The following is a 24823-nucleotide window of genomic DNA, read 5'->3' as shown; positions in this document are numbered from 1 at the left end:
CCTTTCTTATTGGTATTTAAAAATCTAATTTCTCGATGATTTGATTAGCGACAACTTTAGCGCTTTGCTCATCAGTGCGTACAACAAAATCAGCTACTTCTTTATACAACGGTTCGCGTTCTTCAGCTAAGCGCTCTAATACATCACGAGGTGCTTCTTCTGTTTGCAGTAATGGGCGACGCTTGTCGCGCTGCGTGCGTGCAACTTGCTTTTCGATAGGTGTCTCTAGGTATACAACAATACCACGAGCCGAAAGCTTGTTTCGTACTTCTTTACTCATCACAGAACCACCACCAGTTGCAAGTACAATACCTTGCATTTCTGTTAGATCGCCAATGACAGATTCTTCACGAAGTCGAAAGCCTTCTTCACCTTCAAGATCGAACACCCAGGCAATATCTGCACCGGTACGGCGTTCGATTTCTTGATCAGAATCGACAAATTCAAGGTGCAATTGATCTGCAATGTGACGACCAATTGTGCTTTTGCCAGCCCCCATAGGGCCAACTAGAAATATATTACGTTTTTCAGCCATATCTTTTAGTACAAACGAACTCTAAAATTTGAAATAAAACCCCGCCTAACGACCTGGCCCCAAAATTAAGGAGGGGATTATCTCAGTAATTGATTGGGTATTTCAAGTCAATTAGAACAAAAAGCCAATTAACGAGCAATTAAAGTCAATAATTGCCCATTGTGTAAGAATAAATCAGTGTAAATTACTCTATTTGGATTTTCGGAGTAACGAAAATCAGCAATTCTTTCTTTTCATTAAACTCACTAGTGCTTCTAAACAGCACTCCTAGGTAAGGAATATCACCTAATAATGGTACTTTTTTAACTGAGTTAATGATTTGCTGCTGGAATATACCACCAAGTACCACGGTTTGACCATTCTCAACCAGTACTTGGGTTTGAATTTCTTGGGTATCAATTGCAACTGCAGGACCAGTTCCAGTTTGTACCGTATCACCTCGGGTATCTTGGGTAATGATTAAATCCAAGATAACTTTATTATCTGGGGTGATGTGTGGTGTTACCTCAAGACTCAATACTGCCTTTTTAAAGCTAACAGTTGTAGCACCACTTGAAGCAGATTCAACATACGGTATTTCGGTACCTTGTTCAATACGTGCTTTTTTCTGGTTGGCAGTCGTAATGCGCGGACTTGCGATAATTTCACCACGGTTTTCTTCTTCAAGCGCGGTTAGCTCTAAATCAAGTAACGTACCATTTGCTAATTTAGCAACGTGCATACCAATACTGCCAGCGGCACCTGTGATAGGCAAGTTTACATTAAGGCGATCAGAAATACTTGGAATGGTGCCGTTAGAAATCGTATTAGCACCTTCTAAGGTACCTGAAATACCATCAGTGCCTTGTTGATCACTAAACCCCCAACGTACTCCTAAGTCTTCTTTTACGTTATCACGTACAGTAACCATACGTGCCTCAATAATAACTTGTCTAACCGCTATATCCAAAGTTTCGACCATACGGCGAACACTTGCAATGCTTTTAACGGTGTCTTTAATTAACAAGGTATTGGTACGTTTATCAACGGATACACTGCCGCGAGCACTAATAATGCTGTTAGTGTCGGTTTTCAGTAAATCAGCAAACTCTTCCGCTTTAGCATAATTCAAACGAATATATTCACTATAAAGCGGCTCTAAGTCTTCAACTTGTTGTTTGGCTTTTAGATCTTTCGCTTCGCGGGCGGCAAGCTCTTCAGATGGTGCCACCATTAATATAGAGCCATCCATACGCTTATCTAAACCTTTAACGCGTAATACCACGTCAAGAGCTTGATCCCAAGGCACACCATCTAAACGCAGAGTTATGTTGCCACTGACTGAGTCACTGGTTACTAGGTTGAAATCATTATAGCCGGCAATAATTTGCAATACGGCACGCACAGAGATGTCTTGAAAGTTTAGGGTCATTGGGCGACCTTGGTATTCTTTACCACCTTCTAAATATGAACGTTGCGATTCATCTTTTTCAACTGTAAGTGTAAGAATATTTTCAATTTGTTGATAAGTGAATTTAAACGCGGCATTAGGGGTTATCACTACCCTACTCATATTATTTTCTTTAAATGTCTCAATTGAGCTCACTACAGTGCCAAAATCTAGCACATCTAGCTCATATAATAAGTCATCTAAAATATCGGTATGATGAAACTCAGCAATAATTTTACCGCCACTTTCATGCACATCAATCGCAGCTTGAGTATCTTGTAAAAAGACTAAGACTCGCGCTTCACCTTTTTCACCGCGACGAAAATCAATAGACTGGATTGAGTTGATGTAATTGCCAGTCACTTCTTTAGCGGTATTAGCATCTTGTTGTGACGTGATCGGATTATCTGAGACGTGTAATGAAACAAGGTTATTGTTCACCGTTGTTTGGTAAATTTTTAAACGCTCTAAATGAACAGTGACAATCAAGTTACCATCAACAGCTACACTATTAACTTTTTCAATACCTGCTTGGTTGATTTGTACTTCACTTAAACCTTGTTCAACACTAGCTGCATTAAAGCGCATTTCAATACGAGCCGGGTTATTAAATACCTGAACTTTTGGCTCTTCAGTCAGCTCTTCATCAAATACCAGCTGTAACTGTGTTTCTCCAGCTATTAGCGGGCTATAACGAACATCATACAATAGCGGCGTAGCCATTGCTGATTGCGTGATAAAAAGGGCAATAACAACAAACAAAGCCTGCTGAATGCGATTACTCCAAGATACTCCCTTATGCATTTTAATTTTACCTTTTTTATTTTTAACTAGTGCCATTGGATCCCGCCTCTAACATTTCCAGCTTCGTCAGGCGCTCTTTCCAACAACCAGACCCGTCGGGTATTAATTCTAACAATTCTATATAATCACTTTTAACATCTTGTACAACACCATGATACAAACCAATATGATTACCGATAGTAACTCGGTGTAAAGTATCATCTGCAGCTTTAATTAATGCCCATGTTTGGCCACCAGAACCCAGCGTGCCTTTCATTGCTAGGTTATCCAACGGATATTTCTCTAATACTTCACGCGTACGATCAGGATCAGGGTGTAAGCAGTTTTTAACTTGGATCATGTTATTTTGAATAATTTCCGGTTGCGGCGCAACAAAAGGACTACGTAGTTGCTGTGCATTGTATTCAAAGTGCTCAAATTGGGTCAGTTTTGGAATGGCCTCTACCTTAGGTGTAGTGCTGGCTTTTACCTGATCAATAAATTCTTTTTGCTCAGAAGTATCATCGTTACATGCGCTCACCAAAATACCGCTGAGTAAAACAAAGGCTAGTTTTTTCATTTTTTAGCCCCTACTTTCTTCACGCCGCCTTCATAGCGGTAAGTTTTGGCAACCACGCTAAATGTCAGTTTGCCTGAGTCTGAACTATTAATTGAAAAGTCATGCAAACTTACTATACGAGGAAGTTGCGCCACTTTACCAACAAAATCACCAAACTCATGGTAGCTACCTATTACTTCAATTTTAATCGGTAACTCAGTATAAAATTCTTTTTCCACTTCTGGTAACCAGCCAATTTTAAGAAAGGTTAAGCCACTGGTCGTGCCCACATAAGATAAATCATCAAGTAAGCCTGGTGTTTCGTTTGAAGTCGGTAAGCGCTTTAGTAGTAAAGAAAACTTTTCTTCCATTTCAACCATTTGTTGACGGTAAATTTCTAGATTACTGGCCACAGCATATTTCACTCGATAGGTACTGCGTAACTCAACTTCTTTACTAACTGCATTGTGGTAGCTATCTATTTCATCTGAAACCAATAAGCTGTAACTAAAAAACAGCACCAAGGCAGCTACAAAAGTACAGCAAATAACCTTGACAACTATTGGCCAATCGCCGATATTTTCAAGCTCAATTTCGTTCCATTCAATCTCTGTTAACGCTTTGATATCAAGGTTCATTATTTAACCTCTCCAATCTTATCAAAGGGTTTTACATAAAATTCCATATTAAAATCACTCAATAAACGAGACGATTTCTCCCCTGCAATAATGCCTTGCATTGTCGGCTTTTCGAGCAGATAGGAGTTTTGTACTTGGCGCAACATGTTTGACAAATAATTATTTGATTCGCTACGCCCAACCACATGAATTGCACTACCACGGCGTTCTAACTTAGTTAGATAAACACCCGTTGGTACAATTTTGGCAACTTCATCCATAATTTGTGTGCCTAAATTACGACTACTTTGCAGCTCTTCAATTAAGCGCATACGTTGCTGTAAGTTTTCTTTCTTTTTATCTAACTCACGAATTTCACTAATACGCCGATCTAATTGCCCTATTTCAGTTGAAAGGTAATTATTTTTAATATTTTGACCGTCTCGTAAACCACCGTAATAGCTACTCAATAAATACATACTGATAAAACTGCCAAGCACCACGAAAAATAAAATAGTGACAAATTTATTCTGCGATTGTTTTCGCTGCTGTTCGCGCCACGGCAGTAGATTTATATGTGGCATGATGAAAAACTCCTTAATGCCAAACCTGTCGCTATTGCAAATTGAGTACGATGACGCTGTAACACATTGCGATCGACATGGTGGGAAATATCCATATTTTCAAAAGGCTCAGCCACTATGGTATGAATACCTAGTTCTTCAATTAGCAATCGATCAAGGCCATCAATCATCGCTGTGCCACCAGTAAGCACAATGTAATCGATTTGATCTTTGCCACTGGTAGTTAAAAACATCTGCACTGCGCGGCGCACTTGCTGTAATAATGAGGTTTGAAATGGTGCCAATACTTCAAACGTATAGTTAGGCGGAAGATCGCCAGTAGTTTTGCCTATTTCAGCTTCATCAAAACTTTTATTGTAATAAGCCACTATGCTGTTGGTGTATTGATCGCCACCAAATACTTGGTCTCGGGTGTAAATCGTTTCACCGCCAAGTACCACACTTACCAACATAAGTACCGCGCCAATATCGACCACTGCTACACACTTATTAAATGCATCGCTTGGTAATTGCTGATAATACACATCCATTGCGCGACTCAGCGCATAGCTTTCTACATCAACTACTTTTGCTATTAAACCAGCTGATTCTAAGGCACCAACACGAGCTTCAACACTTTCGGTACGCGCAGCTGAAAGCAACACATTCATTTTGGAAGGATCGGCTTCGTTGGTACTGAGCTTTTCAAAATCTAGGCTAACTTCATCTAAAGGATAGGGAATAAGGCTGTCCGCCTCGATTTCTATTTGCGACTCAAGCTCTGCATCGCTAAGCGTAACATCCATAAAAATTACTTTAGTAATGACGGTTTGTCCCGATACAGCCACTGCTGCCGAACGAATTGACTTAGGTAACTTACGCTTTAGCTTAGTAATGATATTACCAATTGCCTCAATATCTTGAATATTGCGCTCAGCCATTGTACCTTTTGGCATTGGCTCAATTGCTAGCGCTTCGAGCCTGTAGCCACTGTCCGTTTCATTCAGCAACACCGCTTTTATAGCATGTGAACCGATATCTATCCCTACCATCATCGATGAAGACTTACTCAATAGTTGACTTAGCATGTTCGCAACTTGGCCTTTGTTTTAAGAATAAACAAGTTATAATTTTTATATGAAAAAATACTATTCATTTTTTAATCAATATATACTAGCAGTCTCCGATTCTAATTGGGAGTCCATTTAGGGAAAATATAAGTGATTTTATTGAAACGAACTTTACAATTTTTTATCATCTGCGCGTTTTTAGGGCTCATTACCTTAGTAAGCCTTTATTATTACGTTAAATCTGATATCCCCAGTGTGCAAGTTTTAAAAGACGTGCAATTACAAACTCCTATGCAAGTCTTTTCGAAAGATGGTTTGTTAATCAACCAGTTCGGTGAAAAACGTCGCATTCCAGTGACTATAGAAGAGATCCCACAACCACTCATAAATGCTATTTTAGCTACTGAAGATAACCGTTTTTATGACCATATAGGTATAGATCCTATAGGTATTTTACGTTCAGCGCTCGTATTAATTTCAACTGGTGAGAAAAAACAAGGCGCAAGTACTATAACAATGCAGTTAGCTCGTAACTTCTTCTTAACACGTGAAAAGGCCTATATTCGTAAAGTAAAAGAGATCTTCATTGCGTTACACATTGAGAACTTACTTACCAAGGATGAAATACTCGCTTTATACCTAAATAAAATAGAGTTAGGTAATCGTGCTTTTGGTATCGGAGCCGCTGCACAAGTCTATTATGGTAAGCAACTAAACGAGTTAACTTTAGCGCAAATGGCAATGATTGCAGGCTTACCAAAAGCGCCGTCAGCTTTAAATCCGATAAGAAACCCAGTTCGCGCCAAGGCACGCCGTAATGTGGTACTCAGACGTATGCTCGATGAAGGTTATATCTCTCAAGCAGACTACAACCAAAGCTCTCAAGAACCAATTACGGCAAAATTTCATGGTGCCGAAATAGACTTATATGCGCCTTATATATCTGAAATGGTGCGTGCAGAAATGGTCGCTCGTTATGGCTACGAAAAAGCCTATAATACCGGCTTTAAAGTTTACACCAGTGTTGAATCTGACGTACAAGCCGCAGCGCAAAAAGCACTCGTTAATAATCTCCATGCATACGATATGCGCCATGGCTATCGTGGCCCAGAGCAGCAACTGTGGGATTTTGAAACGCAACCAGCCCTAAGTTCTAGTGAAATTTTAGCAAAGCTAAAACCGGTAAAAGAAATTGCCCCGTTATTAACAGCAGCAGTTTTGTCTGTAGCAGATCAAACGGCAACAGTGTTATTAAAAAGTGGTGAGCAAGCCACTCTAGACTGGGATAATCTCAAATGGGCACGCAAATACATTACCCGTTACCGTCAAGGTTTTCCTCCAAAAACCGCTACCGACATACTCAATCCAGGGGAGCAAATTTGGCTACGTAAAAATGACGATGGTAGTTATCTACTCAGCCAATTGCCTGAAGCGTCAAGTGCATTAGTATCGCTGGATCCGAATGATGGTCGCATTAAAGCGATTGTTGGTGGCTATAGCTTTGAACAAAGCCAATATAACCGAGCCGTGCAAGCAAAACGTCAGGTAGGTTCTAACATTAAGCCGTTTATTTATTCGGCGGCGCTGAATAATGGTTATACCTTAGCGTCTATTTTAAATGATGCGCCAATCAATCAATGGGACAAAAGCCTAGGGGTTGCATGGCGACCAAAAAACAGCCCTGCGGTATATAACGGCCCAATCCGTATTCGTCGTGCTTTAGCACAATCGAAAAACGTTATTTCGGTGCGCTTACTGCGCGGGGTAGGCTTGCAGCGCACAGCTGATCACCTATTAAAATTTGGCTTTCAAAATAATGATATCAATCGCAGTGAATCGCTAGCTTTAGGTAGTGCGTCAATTACTCCTTTAGAGCTTGCCCGTGGCATGAGCACATTTGCCAATGGCGGTCATTTGATCACCCCTTATTTCATTAATGAGATTCAAGACTCTGCAGGTAATGTGTTATTTAAAACAGAACCACTATTAGCGTGTGATCCCGTTACTCCTCCGCTAACAACGACTCAATTTGAGTCTACTTCTGAGTTAAATACCAGCCAAGCTGCAAATCATTGTGCACCGCGCATCATATCTAAACAAAACGCGTTTTTGATAGCCGATGCGATGAATAGCGCAATTTGGGGAGGCGGTAGTTGGGCTCATAAAACGGGTTGGAGTGGCACAGGCTGGCGTGCTCAGGCCTTAGATCGTCGCGATCTTTCCGGTAAAACGGGTACTACTAATGACTCTGTCGATACTTGGTTTAGCGGCTTTAACCGTAATGTTATGACCTCGGTCTGGGTTGGATTTGATAATCCAGGTAACCCGCTTGGTCGCTCGACGTATAATAACAACATGGATAATACCCAGATCTCTGGTGCAGAATCTGGTGCTAAAACAGCTCAACCAGCATGGATTGACTTTATGCGAGTAGCACTCAAAGATAAGCCAGAAGCACCAATCGAGCCACCTGAAGGATTAGTGTCGGTACGAATCGATTTAGCAACGGGACTCTTGAGTCAAAAGAACGATTACACTAGTCGCTTTGAATACTTTGAAAAAGGCACCTCGCCCACTAAGTATGTGATGCAGCATGTAGAAAACGTTTTTGAAGAAGAAACTAAAACAGAAGAAGAGCTGTTTTAATATTACTCTATCGCGATATAAAATCGCTGCTACATAAAAAAAGCGCCAATCGGCGCTTTTTTTATTTTACAAACTCAGAGCTCATTTTAAGTTTTGTATTAACCAATATAAATCAGAATGCACGCCTGCTGCGGTAACTTCTTTGCCTGCACCAGGACCTTGGATCACCAACGCATTATCGCTATACCACTGACTGTTGATAACAAAGATATTATCACCTGGAGTTAAGTTAGCTAAGGCATCACCCTGTGTTGCATAAGCCAAACCGACTTTAGCGGTTACTTTGCCATCAGCAATTGTTAACGCACCGGTATAACGCAGTACTTTGTTTTCTTTGCCAGCTAACTGCGCTTTTTCAGCAATAAAGTCATCAAGCAACTGCTTATTAGCTAAAAAAGACTGCCAATCACCTTGCGCTAGTTGCTCTGGCATCAACGGTGTTAAGCCAATCTCATCAAGCTCTAAGGTGAGCCCTAATTCACGCCCTAAAATTAATAGCTTACGCTGCATATCACGCCCAGATAAATCTTCCCGTGGATCAGGCTCGGTGTAACCCATTTTTTGCGCTTGCAACACTAAATCGGAAAACGCCACACTGCCATCATAACTGCTACACAACCACGATAAAGTGCCTGAGAACACGCCTTCAATATGGGTAATACTGTCGCCACTGTTTTGTAAATCAGCTAACGCAAAATTAATTGGTAAACCCGCACCAACACTGGTGTTATAACGCCATAATAAGTTACGTTCAGCTAAATTACGGCGTAAATTTTGATACCAGTCATTATTTGCAGTGCCCGCATATTTATTAGCACTGATCAGGTGACAATCTAAATTTACAAACGCCGGGTAAAGCTTACTAAACGCTTCACTAGCAGTAATATCAATCAGCACTTTGTGTTCGTAATCGAGTTCGCTGATACGTGTCAGTAAATCAGCTTCTTGGTAATCTATTGCTTCGTTTTGCCACTGTGACTGCCATTGCTCAAGCACGATACCACTTGGGCTGAACAACATAGAGCGCGAGCGTAATAAACCAACCAGCTTAACGCTGAAGTGTTGCTGCAAACGATTAAGCTGCTGACTTAGTTGCTCAATAAATACTTCACCAACATTACCAAGGCCAGCAACAATAATGGCAAGCTCTTGGCCTTTGTTAATCAACTTATCATGCAATAAGGTCAACACATCACTATCAATAGATTGATCCGTTAGTAGTAATATGTAGTCTGCGTCTTGATGGCTAAAGCGCGGCACTAAACTTTGCTCACTAAGCACTTGCGTTGCTTGTTCAAATAATTGCGCTACATCATTTCGTGGCGCCACAACAGCGCAACCATGTAAGTTCGACTCAATAATATTAGCGCGCCCTTGCAAATGACTCACCACCTGATGAGTCGCTGCTGCCGGCACTAGTAAGTAGGTATCGCCGTTTTTAATAAAATGATGCAAGCTGTGTTGAATAAGCTGACTTAATTCGCCAATTTCACCGCCACGCAACTGATCAATGCGCAGTAAATCAATATTTTCTAAGGTAGTGATAAAACGCTTAGCTTTGCTGTAACCTTCTTTGACAATTTCTGTCGCGCTAGCTTCGCTGTCGTAACTACTGCGAACGACTAACTTGATATCAGTATTTTTTAATGGCGAGAGAGTTTTAGCATGTAACACTGGGTTGCCCAAACGCGCCAGTAAGTTTGCTTGGCCACGACATACTTTAGAATACTTAATCGCTTTTTTTACTTTACGAGGGTCGGTACTAAACACCCCTTGGGTATCAGTCCAAATTGATACCTGACTAGCATGACAATAACTGCTTAACAAAGTCGCGCTGTAATCACTGCCATTGCGCCCCAAAGTAACGGTATTTGCTTGGCAATCAGCGGCTATAAAACCAGTAACAATATTAATGCAATTGGCTGAAATTAACTCGGCACAGGCTTGTTGATTTTTTTGATGTAATAATTGCCCATCATTAAGGGTAAACAATTGACGAGCATCAACATCTTGAGCTGCAACATTTAACTGTTTTAAATAGCTAGCCAATAATCGTGCCGACCAAACTTCACCGTGAGCAAGCAATGCGGCTTCCTGTAAGCTTTGCTGTTGAGTTTGCTGTGCAATTAAGGCTAGCTCCTGTTCTAATACGTTTAATGCCGTATGTCGCGCTGCTGGACTCAATAACTGCTCGATCAAAGTACGTTGATGATTATCAAGCTGCAATAATATATCACTCACTGCCTGTTGATCACCTTGCTGGTAACTCTGCCATAGCGTAACTAACGTATTGGTAGTTTTACCGGCTGCGGATACCACCACACAATCACCGGCTTCCGTATGGGCTAGAATAATATTTGCTACGGCCTGATAACGCTCTGCAGAACTAAGGCTAGAACCACCAAATTTATGAACTATATTTACCATTTTTTATTACCACAAAGCCGTATGTGCAGGAGTCAGTTTAAATGAGTTTGATTGCTCATCATCTTGTTGTTGAACAGAGGAAGCAATTACTTTTACGCCGTGCTGAGCTTGACCTGGTTTCACTTTATTGAATACACGATCTAAGTCAGCGATTAAATCTTTTACATCTTCAATGCCCACCGAAATACGGATCAGGGTATCACCTACTCCCGCAGCAAGACGAGCAGTTGCCTCCATACCTGCGTGGGTCATAGTTGCAGGGTGACAAATCAAACTCTCAACCCCACCTAATGACTCAGCTAAGCTAAATTCTTCTAAGCTGGTCAAAAATTCTGCAGCATCATTAATATCACCTTTGATATCAAAGCTTACCATGCCACCAAAACCACGTTGCTGCTGTTTAGCGAGTTCATGCTGTGGATGAGATACTAATCCAGGGTAATATACTTGGCTTACATAAGGGGAGTTTTCTAGATATTGGGCAATAATAAAGGCATTTTCTTGATGCTGACGTAAACGAACATTCAAAGTACGTAAACCACGTAACGTTAAGTAGCTATCAAACGGGGCACCGGTAATGCCAATGTTATTAGCCCACCAAGCAAGCTCATCACCCAACTCTTGGGTAGCGGCGATCACCGCACCACCAACAACATCTGAGTGACCGTTAATATATTTAGTGGTCGAATGCACCACAATATCAACACCAAACTCAATTGGGTTTTGCAAAGCAGGTGATAAAAATGTGTTATCGGCACCAACCAACGCACCGCACTGCTTAGCAATCGTGGTGATCGCTTTAATATCGGTTAACCGTAAGATAGGATTACTCGGTGTTTCAATCCAAATTAGCTTTGGTTTTATCTCAAGAATTTTTTGATGATTTTCAGATTTAGTTAAATCTAAAACCACTAACTTTAATAAGCCACGCTTTTCAAGTGAGGTGAATAAGCGGTAACTACCGCCATAGCAATCATGTGGGATCACTAAGGTATCGTCACTGTTTAGCAGCTGAGTAGCTAAATGCACCGCAGCCATGCCCGTTGCAGTGATAATCCCCTTAGCGCCACCTTCAAGCTTAGCGAGCGTTTCAGCGAGTAAATCACGGTTTGGGTTGCCGCTACGGCCATAATCATATTGGCGCTTTTTATCAAAATCAGCAAATGAGTAGGTGGTCGATAAATGAATGGGAGGCACAACCGCGCCGTGATGTTTATCTGCATCAATACCATTGCGTACTGCAATGGTTGCTTTATTCTTTTGACTCATACCGTCACCTAAAATTAAATGGATGTTTAGACGTCTAAAAGGTTAGAGGATCAAATTTAATAAGTCAAAGCATTTATGCGGTTTTAGCCGCAAGATTAGAAGTAAAAACATTTAAGCTGCTAGATGGCTAAAAAACAAGTATTTGACTATCTTTTTTAACACGATAGAATTTCGCCATCTTTGCGCTGCAAAAGGTCGCGCAAACAATTAACAACCTGAGGCAACGATACATCCTATGGCTAAATGGAATGGTGAATATATTCACCCATACGCAGAACACGGGAAAAAATCAGAACAAGTTAAAAAGATCACCGTTTCGATCCCGCTAAATGTATTAAAAGTTTTGACTGATGAGCGCACTCGTCGTCAAATTAATAATCTTCGCCATGCAACAAATAGCGAATTACTTTGTGAAGCATTTTTACACGCATTTACTGGCCAACCACTGCCAAACGATGAAGATTTACGTAAAGATAATCCAGAGAAAGTGCCTGAAGAAGTGAAAAAAATCATGCTTGAGATGGGTCTCGAAGTACCTGTACTCAACGAAGATTAAGTTATCATTTGTATATATTCCTGCTTCAGGAATTGGCTACAAAAAAACCTCAGTAACGTAAGTTGCTGAGGTTTTTATTATTGTGCCATTACCAATTGCAGCGAAGCAGCTACTCCATGTAGTTTTCCGGCATATCAATTTGTGCAACACCAGAATCAATTGCCGCTTGCGCTACTGCTTTGGCAATGCGCGGTAATAGACGCGGATCCATCGGTTTTGGAATAATATACTGCGCACCAAATTCAAGTGTCTCAACACCCGCCGCTTTTAATACTTCCGCTGGTACTGGTTCTTTAGCAATGCTACGAATAGCGTCAACCGCAGCAATTTTCATTTCATCATTAATTTTGCTTGCACGCACATCTAGCGCACCACGGAAAATAAATGGGAAACACAGCACGTTGTTAACTTGGTTTGGATAATCTGAACGACCCGTTGCCATGATTAAATCATCGCGAGCACCATGAGCAAGCACTGGTGAGATTTCTGGATCTGGGTTTGAACAGGCAAACACTACAGGTCGATCAGCCATTAACTTAAGATCGTCAGGAGAAAGTAAATTCGGGCCAGATACACCAACAAATACATCGGCATCAGCAATAACATCTTGCAGTGTGCGCTTATCTGTATTGTTAGCGAATAACTGTTTGTACTCGTTTAAATCATCACGACGAGTATGAATAACGCCTTTACGATCTAACATGTAAATATGTTCACGCAATGCACCACACTTGATCAGTAGCTCCATACACGCAACCGCTGCGGCACCGGCTCCTAAACAAACGATAATCGCATCTTCGATTTCTTTGCCTTGTACTTCAAGTGCGTTGATCATACCAGCAGCCGTTACAATCGCGGTACCGTGTTGATCGTCGTGGAACACTGGAATGCTACAACGCTCGATCAATGCTTTTTCTATTTCAAAACACTCTGGCGCTTTAATGTCTTCTAAGTTAATACCGCCAAACGTATCAGCGATGTTAGCAACTGTATTGATGAAATCTTCGGTGGTATTGTGTTTCACCTCAATATCTATCGAATCTAGACCCGCAAAGCGTTTAAATAATAACGCTTTACCTTCCATAACCGGTTTTGAAGCCAATGGACCTAAGTTACCTAAACCTAAAATAGCGGTGCCGTTAGTAATAACCGCAACCATATTGCCTTTACCGGTGTATTTGTAGGCATTAGCGGGATCAGCAGCTATTTCACGTACCGGTTCTGCAACACCGGGGCTGTATGCGAGTGCAAGATCCTGTACGGTTTCAGCTGGCTTTGTAAGCTCAACGCTAATTTTTCCTGGAACGGGGTGCGAATGGTAATGTAAAGCTTGTTCACGAAAGTCTGACATAACGCGATTTTATCCTGCAAGTAAGTTAAGTTGAAAGTGAGAGTAAGCAGTTCTTATATCTTATAGGGAACGATACCTATATTATAATTAAATTCAAGCAATATCAGGTCTATCCTGTTATATGCTATATCCGTTAATTTTATGCGTTTTGTCAGCATTTTTTGCAAAAAAGCTTCAATTTTCGGCTATAAAAACGCCACAAAGCATCAAAAAACCCATCTTAAAATGCTCATTATGCAACGCTTTAAAGCAAAAATAATGACCTATGACTAAAAACCATCAAAGTAAGACGTTAACAACATTTAACCGCAAAAGACCTAACTTTACCGACAAAAACGTTTAATTTATCGCTTTAACGAGAATGACAATATAGTCAACAAATCACTATTTGTCTGTTATTTACTCGCTATACTGGATATAAAAGTGGGAAATAGTCACAACATAATGAATGCGTAAAGCTGGAGCACTAGAGCAAGAAATAAAGACTAAAAGGCGGTGTTTTTAATAAATAGCAGGCATAAAAAAAAGCACCCTAAGGTGCTTTTTCCGACAAAACAACAAGAATTACTTGCTGCTAAGTGAACCGAAACGCTTGTTAAAGCGATCAACACGGCCACCTGTGTCTAAAACTTTTTGCTTACCAGTGTAAAACGGGTGACACGCAGAACATACGTCTAAGTGAATGTCTTTACACAGAGTAGAACGAGTTTCGAATTTATTTCCACATGAACATGATGCTGAAATTACTTCGTACTTAGGGTGAATACCTTCTTTCATAGAAACCTCTAGTTAAGGCCGCATCGCTCTCCAAACCCGGAGTCTGGCACCATACGTCGTTAAAACAAATTATTTAGGACGCGTATTCTAAGCAACAACCCCACTTGCTACAAGCTTTAAATGTCGTTTTTGCTAATAAAATGAACAAAAGTTTTAAAGAAGGTATTTGCAGGTAGGTTTTCAGCCATAATTTTAGTACATTAACTCCCTTATTCGTTCTTGTTTGGGTTGTTATGAGTTTTGTTGAAGTTGCTATAAAAGTACCGTTGCATCGCACCTTTGATTATCGCATTCCAGAGCAACTCGATGGTTTATCGGTGATGCCTAAAGTCGGTGCGCGGGTATGGGTGCCATTTGGTAATCAGCGCAAAGTTGCGGTCGTACTGGCGCTAAAAACCAACACCGATGTGCCGGTTAATAAACTTAAAGCAGTGCTTGAAGTGATTGATGATGAAGCCGTTTTATCAGAGCGACATATCGAATTATTGCGTTTTACTGCGCGCTATTATTGCTACCCACTAGGTGAAACAATTCATATCGCCCTGCCTGGCGCGCTGCGTCAAGGACTGTGCCCAGATAAAAGCAGTATTAGTATGGTGGCACTAACTGCAAAAGGCGCTAAATTACCGTCTTTAAAAGCAAAGAGCCAACTAAGCTTACTCAAACAACTGGCAGATTCGGGTAAATCATCACTTACAGAATTAAAAGCGCTGGGGTTTAGTAAAAAAACTATCGACAGCTTACTTAACAAAGAGCTGATCAGCCAAACGATTGAACACGACAACCAATGGCAACAACAACTTCCCACCGTAGGCACTAAGCCGACTCTAAATAAAGAGCAAGCAGTAGCCTGTACCACCATTAATCAAGCGGTCGGTTTCAATAGCTTTTTACTAGAAGGTGTTACTGGCAGTGGTAAAACCGAGGTTTACTTACAATGCCTTGAAGAGGTTTTAAAACGCGGTGAACAAGCACTCGTACTAGTGCCTGAAATTGGCCTTACGCCACAAACGGTTAATCGATTTCGTCGTCGCTTTCCTGATACGCCGATTATGCTGTGGCATTCAGCACTGACCGATAACGAACGCTTACAAACTTGGCGCTTTTGTGAAAAAGCCAGTTGCGCAATTGTGATTGGTACACGTTCGAGTATCTTTTTACCATTTTTAAAGCTTGGTATGATCATTGTTGATGAAGAACATGACGGTTCATTTAAACAACAAGATACCTTACGTTACCATGCCCGTGATTTAGCCGCATACCGCGCTTTTCAACATAAAATACCGCTGATCTTAGGCTCAGCAACCCCGGCGCTCGAAACCTTGCATAAGGCAATTCATAATAAATACCAACTGCTGAGCCTAACGCAACGTGCGCAAACCAGTACCGACAATAAATTTCAGCTGATTGATATGAAAGGCCAGCCGGATCAAGCTGGTATAGCCCATGCCAGTCTTGCCACTATGCGTCAGCATTTAAAACGAGGCAAACAAGTGATGGTATTTCTAAACCGTCGCGGTTTTTCGCCTACCCTGATTTGCCATGAATGTGGTTGGTTAAGTGAGTGCACACGTTGCAGCACTAGTGCGACTTTTCACAAAGCCATCGGCCAGATGATTTGCCATCACTGCGGTGAGCAAGAACGCGTGCCGCATCAGTGTCCAGACTGTGGTAGTACACAAATATTTCCTAACGGCAAAGGCACCGAACAAATAGAAGAGTTTTTAACAACCGAGTTTCCTGATACCCCGATTAGCCGGATTGATCGCGACTCAACGCGTCGTAAAGGCAGTTTAGAAAAAGCCCTAGACGATATAAACCAAGGCGGTGCAAGGATTTTAGTTGGCACCCAAATGCTTGCCAAAGGTCATCACTTTGCTGATGTGAGCTTAGTATTGATCCTTGATGTCGACGGCGGCTTGTACTCGTGCGACTTTCGCGCCACAGAGCATTTAGCACAATTGGTTACTCAGGTGGCTGGCCGTGCTGGGCGCAGTGGCGAACCAGGTCATGTATTATTGCAAACTCACTTTCCCGAACATCCTTTATTACAAGATTTAGTCAATAATGGTTATCAAGATTTCGCCCGTTTTGCACTGCAAGAGCGCGATGACGCACAGCTACCACCAATAACTAATATGGCGATTGTCCGCGCTGAAGGTCACAACATAAAGCAAGTGGTCGATTTTTTAACAGATTTAGTTCCAGTCCAAGGTCTAACTGGTATACAATTGCTAGGTCCGATCCCTGCACCGCTCGAGCGAATTGCGGGGAAATATCGCTTTCAATTGCATATTCAAGCGCTCGAACGCCCTCTATTACACCAATATCTCGCGCAAATGGTAGACTACTTAAGTACCAGTAAATTAGCGCAAAAGGTGCGATGGAGCTTAGATGTAGATCCAATAGATATGATTTAAGGTTAGAAGCCCAATACCACCATGGCACAACACGATTTTATTAATAAAAAACCGGGCAACCGTAATAGCAAAAAAACAGCGCCACCGAAAAAACCATTCCCCGTATTATTAGTACTGGTTACCGTACTACTTGTTGGCGGTTTTAGTTTTGGTTTATGGTATGTCAAAACCAATGCAGATCCAAAGCTGGTTGAACAACAAGCAAACCCAACACCTGCAAAAGTGCAACAAGAGTTGCCTAAACCACGCCCTCCTGAATTCATAAAAGAAATCAAAGAGCATGAAATTCAAGTTGAAGTAAGAGAGCTTGAACAAAAAGGCCCTTATGTAATGCAATGCGGTTCGTTCAGAACCCATGGCCAAGCAGAAACCTTAAAAGCTAAAATTGCATTTGCCGGATTAATCGCCGAAATTCGTGAAACAACTGGCACTAACGGTGTCTGGTATAAAGTGCGTTTAGGTCCTTATAAAACCAAACGTTTAGCCGAAAGTGATAAAAACAAACTAAAGCGTAACAAAATAACTGGTTGCGGAATTTGGAATTGGACTTGATTTTAGCCCATTAACCCATATTAACTCATCATCAATCGCTTTTAACGAGTCGCCCCTGCGACTCGATGATGAGGAATAACATGACCACTATTGTAAGTGTACGTCGCGGCGATAAAGTCGTCATTGGTGGCGATGGCCAAGTTTCACTTGGTAACACCGTAATGAAGGGCAACGCCCGCAAAGTTCGACGCCTTTATAATGGCAAAGTGATCGCCGGTTTTGCTGGCGGCACTGCTGATGCCTTCACCCTGTTCGAACGTTTTGAAAGCAAGCTTGAAATGCACCAAGGCAACCTAACCAAAGCCGCTGTTGAAATGGCTAAAGATTGGCGTAGCGATCGCGCCTTGCGCAAACTCGAAGCATTGCTTGCTGTTGCCGACTCCACAGCCTCACTGATAATTACTGGTAACGGTGATGTTGTGCAGCCTGAAAATGATTTAATTGCCATTGGTAGTGGTGGTAACTTTGCCCAATCAGCTGCAACTGCCCTACTTGAAAACACCGATTTAAGCGCCCGCGAAATTGTTGAAAAAAGCCTGACAATTGCCGGCAACATTTGTGTATTCACAAATAACTTTCAAACCATCGAAGAATTGTAATAGGAACTGCTATGTCTGATATGACTCCCAGAGAAATCGTTCATGAACTTGACCTGCATATAATTGGTCAAGCAAAAGCAAAAAAAGCAGTGGCTATTGCCCTTCGTAATCGCTGGCGCCGCATGCAATTAGATGAAGATCTTCGCGCTGAAGTAACGCCGAAGAATATTCTGATGATCGGTCCAACCGGTGTTGGTAAAACTGAAATTGCCCGTCGTTTAGCAAAACTTGCCAACGCGCCTTTCATTAAAGTCGAAGCGACTAAGTTCACTGAAGTGGGCTATGTTGGTAAAGAGGTTGAAACCATCATTCGCGACTTGGTTGATGTATCAATCAAAATGACCCGTGAACAACAAACTAAAAAATTCAAACATCGCGCAGAAGAAGCTGCCGAAGAACGTATTTTAGATGCACTACTGACTCCTGCTAAAGATTCGTCTGGTGAAAGCCAACGCGATGAAGGATCTTCAACGCGTCAGATCTTCCGTAAAAAATTACGCGAAGGTCAATTAGACGATAAAGAAATTGATATTGATTTAGCCCAAGCACAACCAAATGTTGAGATCATGGCACCACCTGGTATGGAAGAAATGACCAACCAGCTGCAAGGCATGTTCCAAAATATGGCGGGTGACAAGCGCACTAAACGCAAACTTAAAATTAAAGAAGCGTTTAAATTATTGGTTGAAGAAGAAGCCTCTAAATTAGTAAACCCTGAAGAGCTAAAAGAGCAAGCAATCTTCGCAGCCGAACAAAACGGTATTGTGTTTATCGACGAGATAGACAAAATCTGTAAACGCGGTGAATCATCAGGTCCAGATGTAAGCCGTGAAGGCGTACAGCGTGACTTACTGCCACTGATTGAGGGCTCAACCGTGAGCACTAAGCATGGCATGGTGAAAACTGACCATATGTTGTTTATTGCCTCTGGCGCATTCCAAATGGCAAAACCATCTGACATGATCCCAGAGCTACAAGGTCGCTTACCTATTCGTGTAGAGCTTGAAGCATTAACCGCTGACGACTTTAAACGTATTTTAACCGAACCACATGCCTCACTGACCGAGCAACAACATGCACTACTTAAAACAGAGCAAGTAAGTGTAGAGTTTAGCGATGACGCCATCGAGCGCATTGCCAAAGCGGCATGGCAAGTTAATGAAAAAACCGAAAACATTGGTGCACGTCGCCTACATACGGTAATGGAAAAACTGATGGAAGAAATTTCCTATGATGCATCAGAGCAAGCTGGCACCAGTTTAGTCATTGATGCCGCCTATGTTGAGAAGCATTTAGGTGCACTGGTGGAAGATGAAGACCTAAGTCGCTTTATTCTTTAATTTTAAAACTAGAACTTAGGGCCCAGGCTCTAAGTTCTTGGTTCTAGGCTCAATACACAGGCATAACAATGAAGCAAGTGATCAAGGTACATCATCATACCGTTAGCAAAACCCTTGATGTCTATTTTGACGATGACACCCACTGTACTTTTAGTAGTGAGTTTTTACGTGTTCATTCACCGTCTGCCGAAGTACAAGGCCATGGTAACGAACAAATGAAATTGGTACTCGGTAAATCGCAGGTTAGCATCAAAAGCATCGAGCCAGTCGGCCACTACGCACTGCGTTTAGACTTTGACGATGGCCACAACAGCGGTTTATTTAGCTGGGCATATTTCAGCCATCTACAAGCCCAACATGACGATTTATGGCAAACCTACCAACAACGCCTCGCAGAACATCAAGCCAATAAAGACAGTGTACCGATCAAGTTTGTACCTTAGCGAGTTTGCGAGTTAAAAGGTTCAAGGTGAAAGTTAGCGCAGCTCGGCGTTAAAGTTAACTATGTCATTCTGGTTGAGTGTAGCGAAGCGTAACGAGAAGGTGCTAGGTAACTAGGTTTTTAATAAGTCCTAAAATAGTATGATTACCGTAAGCTACTTGCAGCTGCATCGACAGACGATGTAAACAAATTTGTTTATTGATTTTAAGTTTGGCCGTTACCGAATTTAAACCGTCAAAGGTAATACTATTGCCTATTGACTGAGTTAAGGCTCATATATGTTAGGGTTGCTTTCTGACTTTAAACTTATGATAAATAAAACCAATAACAAATGATATTACTAAGCATGCCGCAATTAGTTTTACACCTAACATTTCAAGAGGAGACTGACCTTTTGGAAAATAATCAAAATATGAAACACCACTGTTAAAGCATTCACCAAAATTTGGCTCAATAATATCAACAAAACCTGAACAAAATAATGCAGAACCACCATAAGATAATATAAATAATATCAGTAAAATCCAGCTTAAAAGTTTCATTGATACTCTCGTAATCCTAACGAGCCTGTAGAATAACTCGTTTTTAATTTATTGTTATTGATGGTTTAACCATAGCGGAGTTGCTATTTTGATTCAATCGCTTAGTAATATTCATGTTAGATTATCAGTTATTTAAGCATGCCAATACTAAGCGCTAAGTTTCCTTCATTTACTGCTCATTCCCTTCTCTGTGTGCAAAAAAATTTAGTGAATTATTCACAAAGAGGTCAAGAGACGCTGCGTTTTAGAGGTAGGGCCTAAAGGCTGAGGTTGGCGTAGGTCGTGCTTTAGCAGTCAATTCCAATAGTTAATTGATTTTCGCCATAAATGACGACCTACAATGGAGCTAGGCGTATACCCGCAGCTCGTTGCTCAAAACCTGAAGCTTTTCACTCCCTTCTCTTTGTGCAAAAGATCTTTAATTGAAATATTTACAAAGAGGCTCAGAGGCGCGGCGCTTATTTAATTATCCAAACAAAAAAGCCATAACTTTCAAACAACTCAGGGCTGCTTAAAACTTATGGCTTAGCGCTTAAAGCTCAGCTAATTCCTAGAACCTAAATCCTAGAACCTAGCTTCTGTTTTTAAACCTTAAACTTATCTATCGCGGCGTAAAGCACTCTTGCTTGCTCTGATACCTCTTCGCTAGTTTGTGCATTTTTTGATGAATGAGCTGAGGCATCTTCGGCGATATCACGAATACGCACGACGTTTTTATTCACCTCAGAAGCAACTTGGCTTTGCTCGTCAATTGCGGTGGCAATATGCGTGCTCATTTCCATAATAGTTTGCACATCTTCGGTAATAGAGTTCAGTAGTTCACCCGCTTTTGTTGCTTGTGCTGCGCTTTCGCCGCCTTGTGTTCGGCATCGTTGCATTATGCTTACGACTTCTTGAGTACGCCCTTGTAAAATCGAGATAATGCTCTCAATCTCTTTGGTTGACTCTTGAGTACGCTGTGCAAGTGAACGCACTTCATCAGCAACAACAGCAAAGCCACGGCCTTGCTCTCCGGCGCGCGCAGCTTCGATTGCGGCATTGAGTGCTAGTAAATTAGTTTGTTCAGCAATACCACGAATAACATCCAATACTGAGCCAATGGTTTCACCGTCTTTTTCAAGCTGTGATACTACGGTAGTGGCATTACCCAGTGAATCAGATAATTGATTGATCTGCTTAACCGTTGCTTCAACTTCCTTGCGTCCCTGTTGAGCACTTTGATTGGTTGATTCTGCTTTTTTGGCTGCAGCCTCGGTATTATGAGAAATGTCTTGAATGGTAGCTTGCATTTCAGTTGCGGCGGTTGCAACCATATCAGCTTCATGCAACTGCTCTTGCATGCCCGAGCTGGTTGCAGCAGTAGTCTCCGATAAATGATCGGTAGCGATATTTAAAGTTGTTAAAGCTGTATTCACTTCGTAGATCAGTTCTTTAAAATCATTTATGAGACTATTAAAATCGATCGTCATGGTAGTAACTTCGTCTTTACCACTGTGTTCTATAACAAGTCGTAAATCATTGTTGCGACGAATTTCATTGATGGTGTGATACACCCGTTCAATCGGCACGATAATCGAGCGACTTGTAAAGTACACCAAAATCATCACCAGTAAGCTGGCAACAATAAAAATTGCGATAGCAATCATTTGTGCTTGTGCAGCAGTAGACTCAACTTGTTGTTTCGTTGCAGTCGTAATTAAAGTGACTAAATCATCACTTTGTTTAACGCTGTCTCTCATTTTACCAAGTGCACCTGAACCTAAATCCAGACCTAATGCAACTTGCGCATCAACTAACGACTTAAACTTACTTTTATAAATTGCAAGTAAACGTAACAGCTCAGACTGGTCACTTGAAGCCAAGTTTTCGTTGCGAATTTGACGTTCTAGCTGCGATACGCCGTCTTCAAAACGAGTTAAATATTTTAGGTCAAAACGCAGCATAAAATCTTTTTCAGAGCGTCTAAGCTGCAACATCAAAGTGAGTAAATGATAGTTATCTTGCTTATTTAACAGCGTTTCCATTTGATGTACAGCATCTCGTAGTTCGCCATAAAGCGCATCTTTAGGGTGCAAACCAATTTTCTTTTGTAATTTTACAACTTTTTGAAAGTCGTCATTATACTGCTTAGCAAGTGCTACAAATTGCTCGACTTGCGCAGTGGCAATATCAAGCTCGGCTGATAACTGAGCCAACATTTTTATTTTAACCTGTAGCTGCTCATATTCTTGATCGAATAACTCTAAGCTGCCTTCTTGCTTATAAAACAAAAAGTCTTTTTCGTACTTACGCATTGACAGTTCGTGTATATCAAGCTCTTCAGCATACTGAATCGTTTCATTTAGTTTCAGCATAATGCGTGCCTCATAGATAATGACGCACAACATAACGACCATAGCGAGACCAACAACTAATGCATTGACTTGTAAACGACGTTTAATAGTCAAATTTTGGAGTAAACTCATTAACAACAGCCTATAAAATAAATCACTGCAAGATAGTATAGTTAAATAACTAACAATTGGCTTACATTATTATTGTTTTTTACTACAGCGCTTTAAAAAATCCGTTGATTTTGAATTTAACCTACCGAAGCCCACAAATTTTGATGTAATTCCTGTGTGTTATGCCACTGTTTAGCTGCTAACCACTCAACTAATGGCTGTGGATCACTTGGAAAATTAATCTGTTTTTGTGATGTACTATTGAGCCAGTCATCCAACGCATTGGGGTTTAAGTAATTCATTACGTGCGCGGCTTTCATTGCTAATAATGTTTGTGCATTGGCGTCTTGTTCAAACTGCCCTGACAATGGTTTCAATAACAGTTTTTTACCTAATTTTAGTGCTTCGCTAGAGAGCTCAAAACCCGCATTTGCGATCACGCCACTGGCATTGGCTAAATCATTTAAAAAGCCACCACGTGAAGGGGCTCGTAGATGAATATTAGCGGATGAACTATCCTGAGCTTGCGGGTGGTAACAATAAAATTCTTTTTCAGGAAAATCTTGTAAGTAATCAATCACACTTCGCAGTTCTTCAAAAGGTAAATATACCAATACTTTATTGTCAACATTGACCGGATTATCATGTCGATGATGAGCAATAAAAGGAGGGATGATATTTTGTGCGAATGGCTGCCAATGCACGCCTAAATAGGTATCAGCAGGAGCATAATATTTTATTAATGAGCGGCGCAGTAAACTATGGCCAAACATTGGTACTTTGGGTGATAAAAATGCAGCTTGATGACTCATGCCTATTACTGGCACTGCTTGGCGTTTTGCTGCCCATGCAGTGATCGGTTCAAAGTCATTAAACACAAAATCATAACCCGATACATCTAACTGCTTTATGTCTTTTAGTAATCTACATATACGGCTATTTTTCACTGTTTGGTAACTATTGACTTGACCATTTTGAGTAGTAAAAGATAACCCCCGAAAGCTGCGATAATTAGTAAACTCGTCCATATCAAAGTAATTCTGCTGGGCTCGCCCTGAAAACACATAATCTACAGCAATCCCCATTTGCTTAAACGCATTCGCCATCACCCTTGCTCGGGTTATATGACCATTACCGGTCCCTTGAATGCCATAAAGTATTTTCATAAGGTAGCCACTATCAAGATTGCCAATAAACCACAGCTTCCCCCCATCAATGCACCAAGCACTACATCAACAGGAAAATGTACCCCAAGTAACACCCGCGATGCTGCGACCCCCGTTGCCCACAAAAAACATAACTCTGCGAATTGCGGGAAATACTGCGCTAAGATAACGGCAACTAAAAATGCGCCAGCACTGTGCCCTGACGGTAAACTAAATTTATCGCTGGGCGTAATGTATGCGCCTTTTACTAAACAATCACATGGCCGAATTCTGGCAAAACTATTTTTAGCCACGTAATAAATGGGTCGCTCAATTAAAAAGCCCAGCAATAGAGTCATCGCCATAAGCCGTAATTCAGCTTCACTGCTAAGCCAGCCAAAACCAACAGCGATTAATACATAAAGCCCTCCATTGCCTGTTTTTGAGAAACCTAAAGCTGAATTTTTTAACCATTTTGGGGCATTGCCATTAAATAGCATCAAAAACAAACTTTGGTCCAGTTGGACAACTTTTTTTAGCATGTTGTTCTCACTCATTACTTGCTCCTTTAATTGTGCAAACTCTGTACACAATTTCAGCTTAGGCGGTGAAAATAACAATTGAGTGACGCTTTTAAGACACTAATATTGCTTTTCCTGTTTTAGCGCAATAATTGTTTAAAAAGAGCGCAATTTACTGTTATTAAGTCGTTGTTATTGCATTTAAGAAAGGTATACTGAACATCAGCTCACGTATC

At 41.2% G+C, this 24823-nt stretch carries 21 protein-coding genes; 7 read left to right on the top strand and 14 right to left on the bottom strand.

From position 1 onward, the window contains the following. Positions 1–16 precede the first annotated feature (16 nt). From aroK to H5154_RS05815, 6 genes are all read right to left on the bottom strand, one after another. The gene (gene aroK / locus H5154_RS05840; protein ID WP_008466255.1) at positions 17–535 is read right to left on the bottom strand and encodes a shikimate kinase AroK; all 519 of its coding nucleotides are present in this window, start codon (positions 533–535) and stop codon (positions 17–19) included. A gap of 184 nt (positions 536–719) precedes the next feature. Then, a complete protein-coding gene (locus tag H5154_RS05835; protein WP_149982633.1) occupies positions 720–2804 on the bottom strand; it encodes a type IV pilus secretin PilQ in 2085 nt (694 codons plus the stop codon). Beyond that, on the bottom strand, positions 2791–3327 hold the full coding sequence (locus H5154_RS05830; RefSeq protein ID WP_182717697.1) for a pilus assembly protein PilP: 537 nt from the start codon (positions 3325–3327) through the stop codon (positions 2791–2793). Before H5154_RS05830 ends, H5154_RS05835 begins: the two co-directional genes overlap by 14 nt. Then, positions 3324–3944, bottom strand: coding sequence for a type 4a pilus biogenesis protein PilO (locus H5154_RS05825; protein ID WP_149982631.1), 621 nt, complete (start codon positions 3942–3944; stop codon positions 3324–3326). The genes H5154_RS05830 and H5154_RS05825 overlap by 4 nt, the downstream gene beginning before the upstream one ends. Further along, positions 3944–4507, bottom strand: a complete 564-nt coding sequence (locus tag H5154_RS05820) for a PilN domain-containing protein (protein WP_149982630.1) — start codon at positions 4505–4507, stop codon at positions 3944–3946. Before H5154_RS05820 ends, H5154_RS05825 begins: the two co-directional genes overlap by 1 nt. Beyond that, positions 4495–5574: a pilus assembly protein PilM gene (locus H5154_RS05815; RefSeq protein ID WP_145238520.1), complete on the bottom strand. Its 1080-nt coding sequence runs from the start codon at positions 5572–5574 to the stop codon at positions 4495–4497. The genes H5154_RS05820 and H5154_RS05815 overlap by 13 nt, the downstream gene beginning before the upstream one ends. A gap of 132 nt (positions 5575–5706) precedes the next feature. Here H5154_RS05815 and H5154_RS05810 point away from each other — a divergent pair, with 132 nt between their 5' ends. After that, a complete protein-coding gene (locus tag H5154_RS05810; protein ID WP_182717696.1) occupies positions 5707–8202 on the top strand; it encodes a penicillin-binding protein 1A in 2496 nt (831 codons plus the stop codon). Between the two features lie 81 nt (positions 8203–8283). Here the strand turns inward: H5154_RS05810 and metL are convergent, their stop codons facing one another. Next, positions 8284–10629: a bifunctional aspartate kinase/homoserine dehydrogenase II gene (gene metL, locus H5154_RS05805; protein WP_182717695.1), complete on the bottom strand. Its 2346-nt coding sequence runs from the start codon at positions 10627–10629 to the stop codon at positions 8284–8286. A gap of 6 nt (positions 10630–10635) precedes the next feature. Next, positions 10636–11898, bottom strand: a complete 1263-nt coding sequence (gene metB, locus H5154_RS05800) for a cystathionine gamma-synthase (protein WP_182717694.1) — start codon at positions 11896–11898, stop codon at positions 10636–10638. A 235-nt stretch (positions 11899–12133) separates the two neighbouring features. Between metB and metJ the strand changes: the two genes are divergently transcribed. Continuing rightward, complete coding sequence (gene metJ / locus H5154_RS05795; protein ID WP_016709540.1) at positions 12134–12454, top strand: met regulon transcriptional regulator MetJ; 321 nt, start codon at positions 12134–12136, stop codon at positions 12452–12454. A 109-nt stretch (positions 12455–12563) separates the two neighbouring features. On the opposite strand, the gene H5154_RS05790 is transcribed toward metJ, so the two are convergent. Both H5154_RS05790 and rpmE read right to left on the bottom strand, forming a co-directional pair. Then, positions 12564–13805 carry a malic enzyme-like NAD(P)-binding protein gene (locus H5154_RS05790; RefSeq protein WP_145238508.1) on the bottom strand — a complete coding sequence of 414 codons (1242 nt, stop codon included), beginning with the start codon at positions 13803–13805 and terminating at the stop codon, positions 12564–12566. 564 nt (positions 13806–14369) lie between these two features. Next, positions 14370–14582 (bottom strand): 50S ribosomal protein L31, encoded by a 213-nt coding sequence (gene rpmE, locus H5154_RS05785; RefSeq protein ID WP_145238505.1) that lies wholly within the window; start codon positions 14580–14582, stop codon positions 14370–14372. Between the two features lie 233 nt (positions 14583–14815). Between rpmE and priA the strand changes: the two genes are divergently transcribed. The 5 genes from priA to H5154_RS05760 all read left to right on the top strand — a co-directional run bounded on the left by priA (position 14816) and on the right by H5154_RS05760 (position 19936). After that, complete coding sequence (gene priA / locus H5154_RS05780; protein ID WP_182717693.1) at positions 14816–17002, top strand: primosomal protein N'; 2187 nt, start codon at positions 14816–14818, stop codon at positions 17000–17002. A 21-nt stretch (positions 17003–17023) separates the two neighbouring features. Continuing rightward, positions 17024–17554, top strand: a complete 531-nt coding sequence (locus H5154_RS05775) for an SPOR domain-containing protein (RefSeq protein WP_182717692.1) — start codon at positions 17024–17026, stop codon at positions 17552–17554. Positions 17555–17634: 80 nt separating this feature from the next. Next, positions 17635–18153, top strand: a complete 519-nt coding sequence (gene hslV / locus H5154_RS05770) for an ATP-dependent protease subunit HslV (RefSeq protein WP_145238496.1) — start codon at positions 17635–17637, stop codon at positions 18151–18153. Between the two features lie 11 nt (positions 18154–18164). Next, the gene (hslU, locus tag H5154_RS05765) at positions 18165–19493 is read left to right on the top strand and encodes an HslU--HslV peptidase ATPase subunit (protein WP_182717691.1); all 1329 of its coding nucleotides are present in this window, start codon (positions 18165–18167) and stop codon (positions 19491–19493) included. Positions 19494–19561: 68 nt separating this feature from the next. Further along, the gene (locus H5154_RS05760) at positions 19562–19936 is read left to right on the top strand and encodes a gamma-butyrobetaine hydroxylase-like domain-containing protein (RefSeq protein ID WP_182717690.1); all 375 of its coding nucleotides are present in this window, start codon (positions 19562–19564) and stop codon (positions 19934–19936) included. A gap of 280 nt (positions 19937–20216) precedes the next feature. On the opposite strand, the gene H5154_RS05755 is transcribed toward H5154_RS05760, so the two are convergent. The 4 genes from H5154_RS05755 to H5154_RS05740 all read right to left on the bottom strand — a co-directional run bounded on the left by H5154_RS05755 (position 20217) and on the right by H5154_RS05740 (position 24623). Further along, positions 20217–20477, bottom strand: coding sequence for a hypothetical protein (locus H5154_RS05755; protein WP_149982621.1), 261 nt, complete (start codon positions 20475–20477; stop codon positions 20217–20219). A 584-nt stretch (positions 20478–21061) separates the two neighbouring features. Further along, positions 21062–22942 carry a methyl-accepting chemotaxis protein gene (locus tag H5154_RS05750; protein WP_182717689.1) on the bottom strand — a complete coding sequence of 627 codons (1881 nt, stop codon included), beginning with the start codon at positions 22940–22942 and terminating at the stop codon, positions 21062–21064. A gap of 116 nt (positions 22943–23058) precedes the next feature. Continuing rightward, positions 23059–24087, bottom strand: coding sequence for an MJ1255/VC2487 family glycosyltransferase (locus H5154_RS05745; protein WP_149982619.1), 1029 nt, complete (start codon positions 24085–24087; stop codon positions 23059–23061). Continuing rightward, on the bottom strand, positions 24084–24623 hold the full coding sequence (locus tag H5154_RS05740) for a phosphatase PAP2 family protein (RefSeq protein WP_145238476.1): 540 nt from the start codon (positions 24621–24623) through the stop codon (positions 24084–24086). Before H5154_RS05740 ends, H5154_RS05745 begins: the two co-directional genes overlap by 4 nt. Between the last annotated feature and the right edge of the window lie 200 nt (positions 24624–24823).

Origin of the sequence: Pseudoalteromonas sp. SR44-5 (assembly GCF_014163675.1) — a bacterium.
GTDB classification, from domain to species: domain Bacteria; phylum Pseudomonadota; class Gammaproteobacteria; order Enterobacterales; family Alteromonadaceae; genus Pseudoalteromonas; species Pseudoalteromonas rhizosphaerae.
The sequence above is the reverse complement of the archived record's forward strand: the minus strand, read 5'-3'. Positions and strand labels throughout refer to the sequence as shown.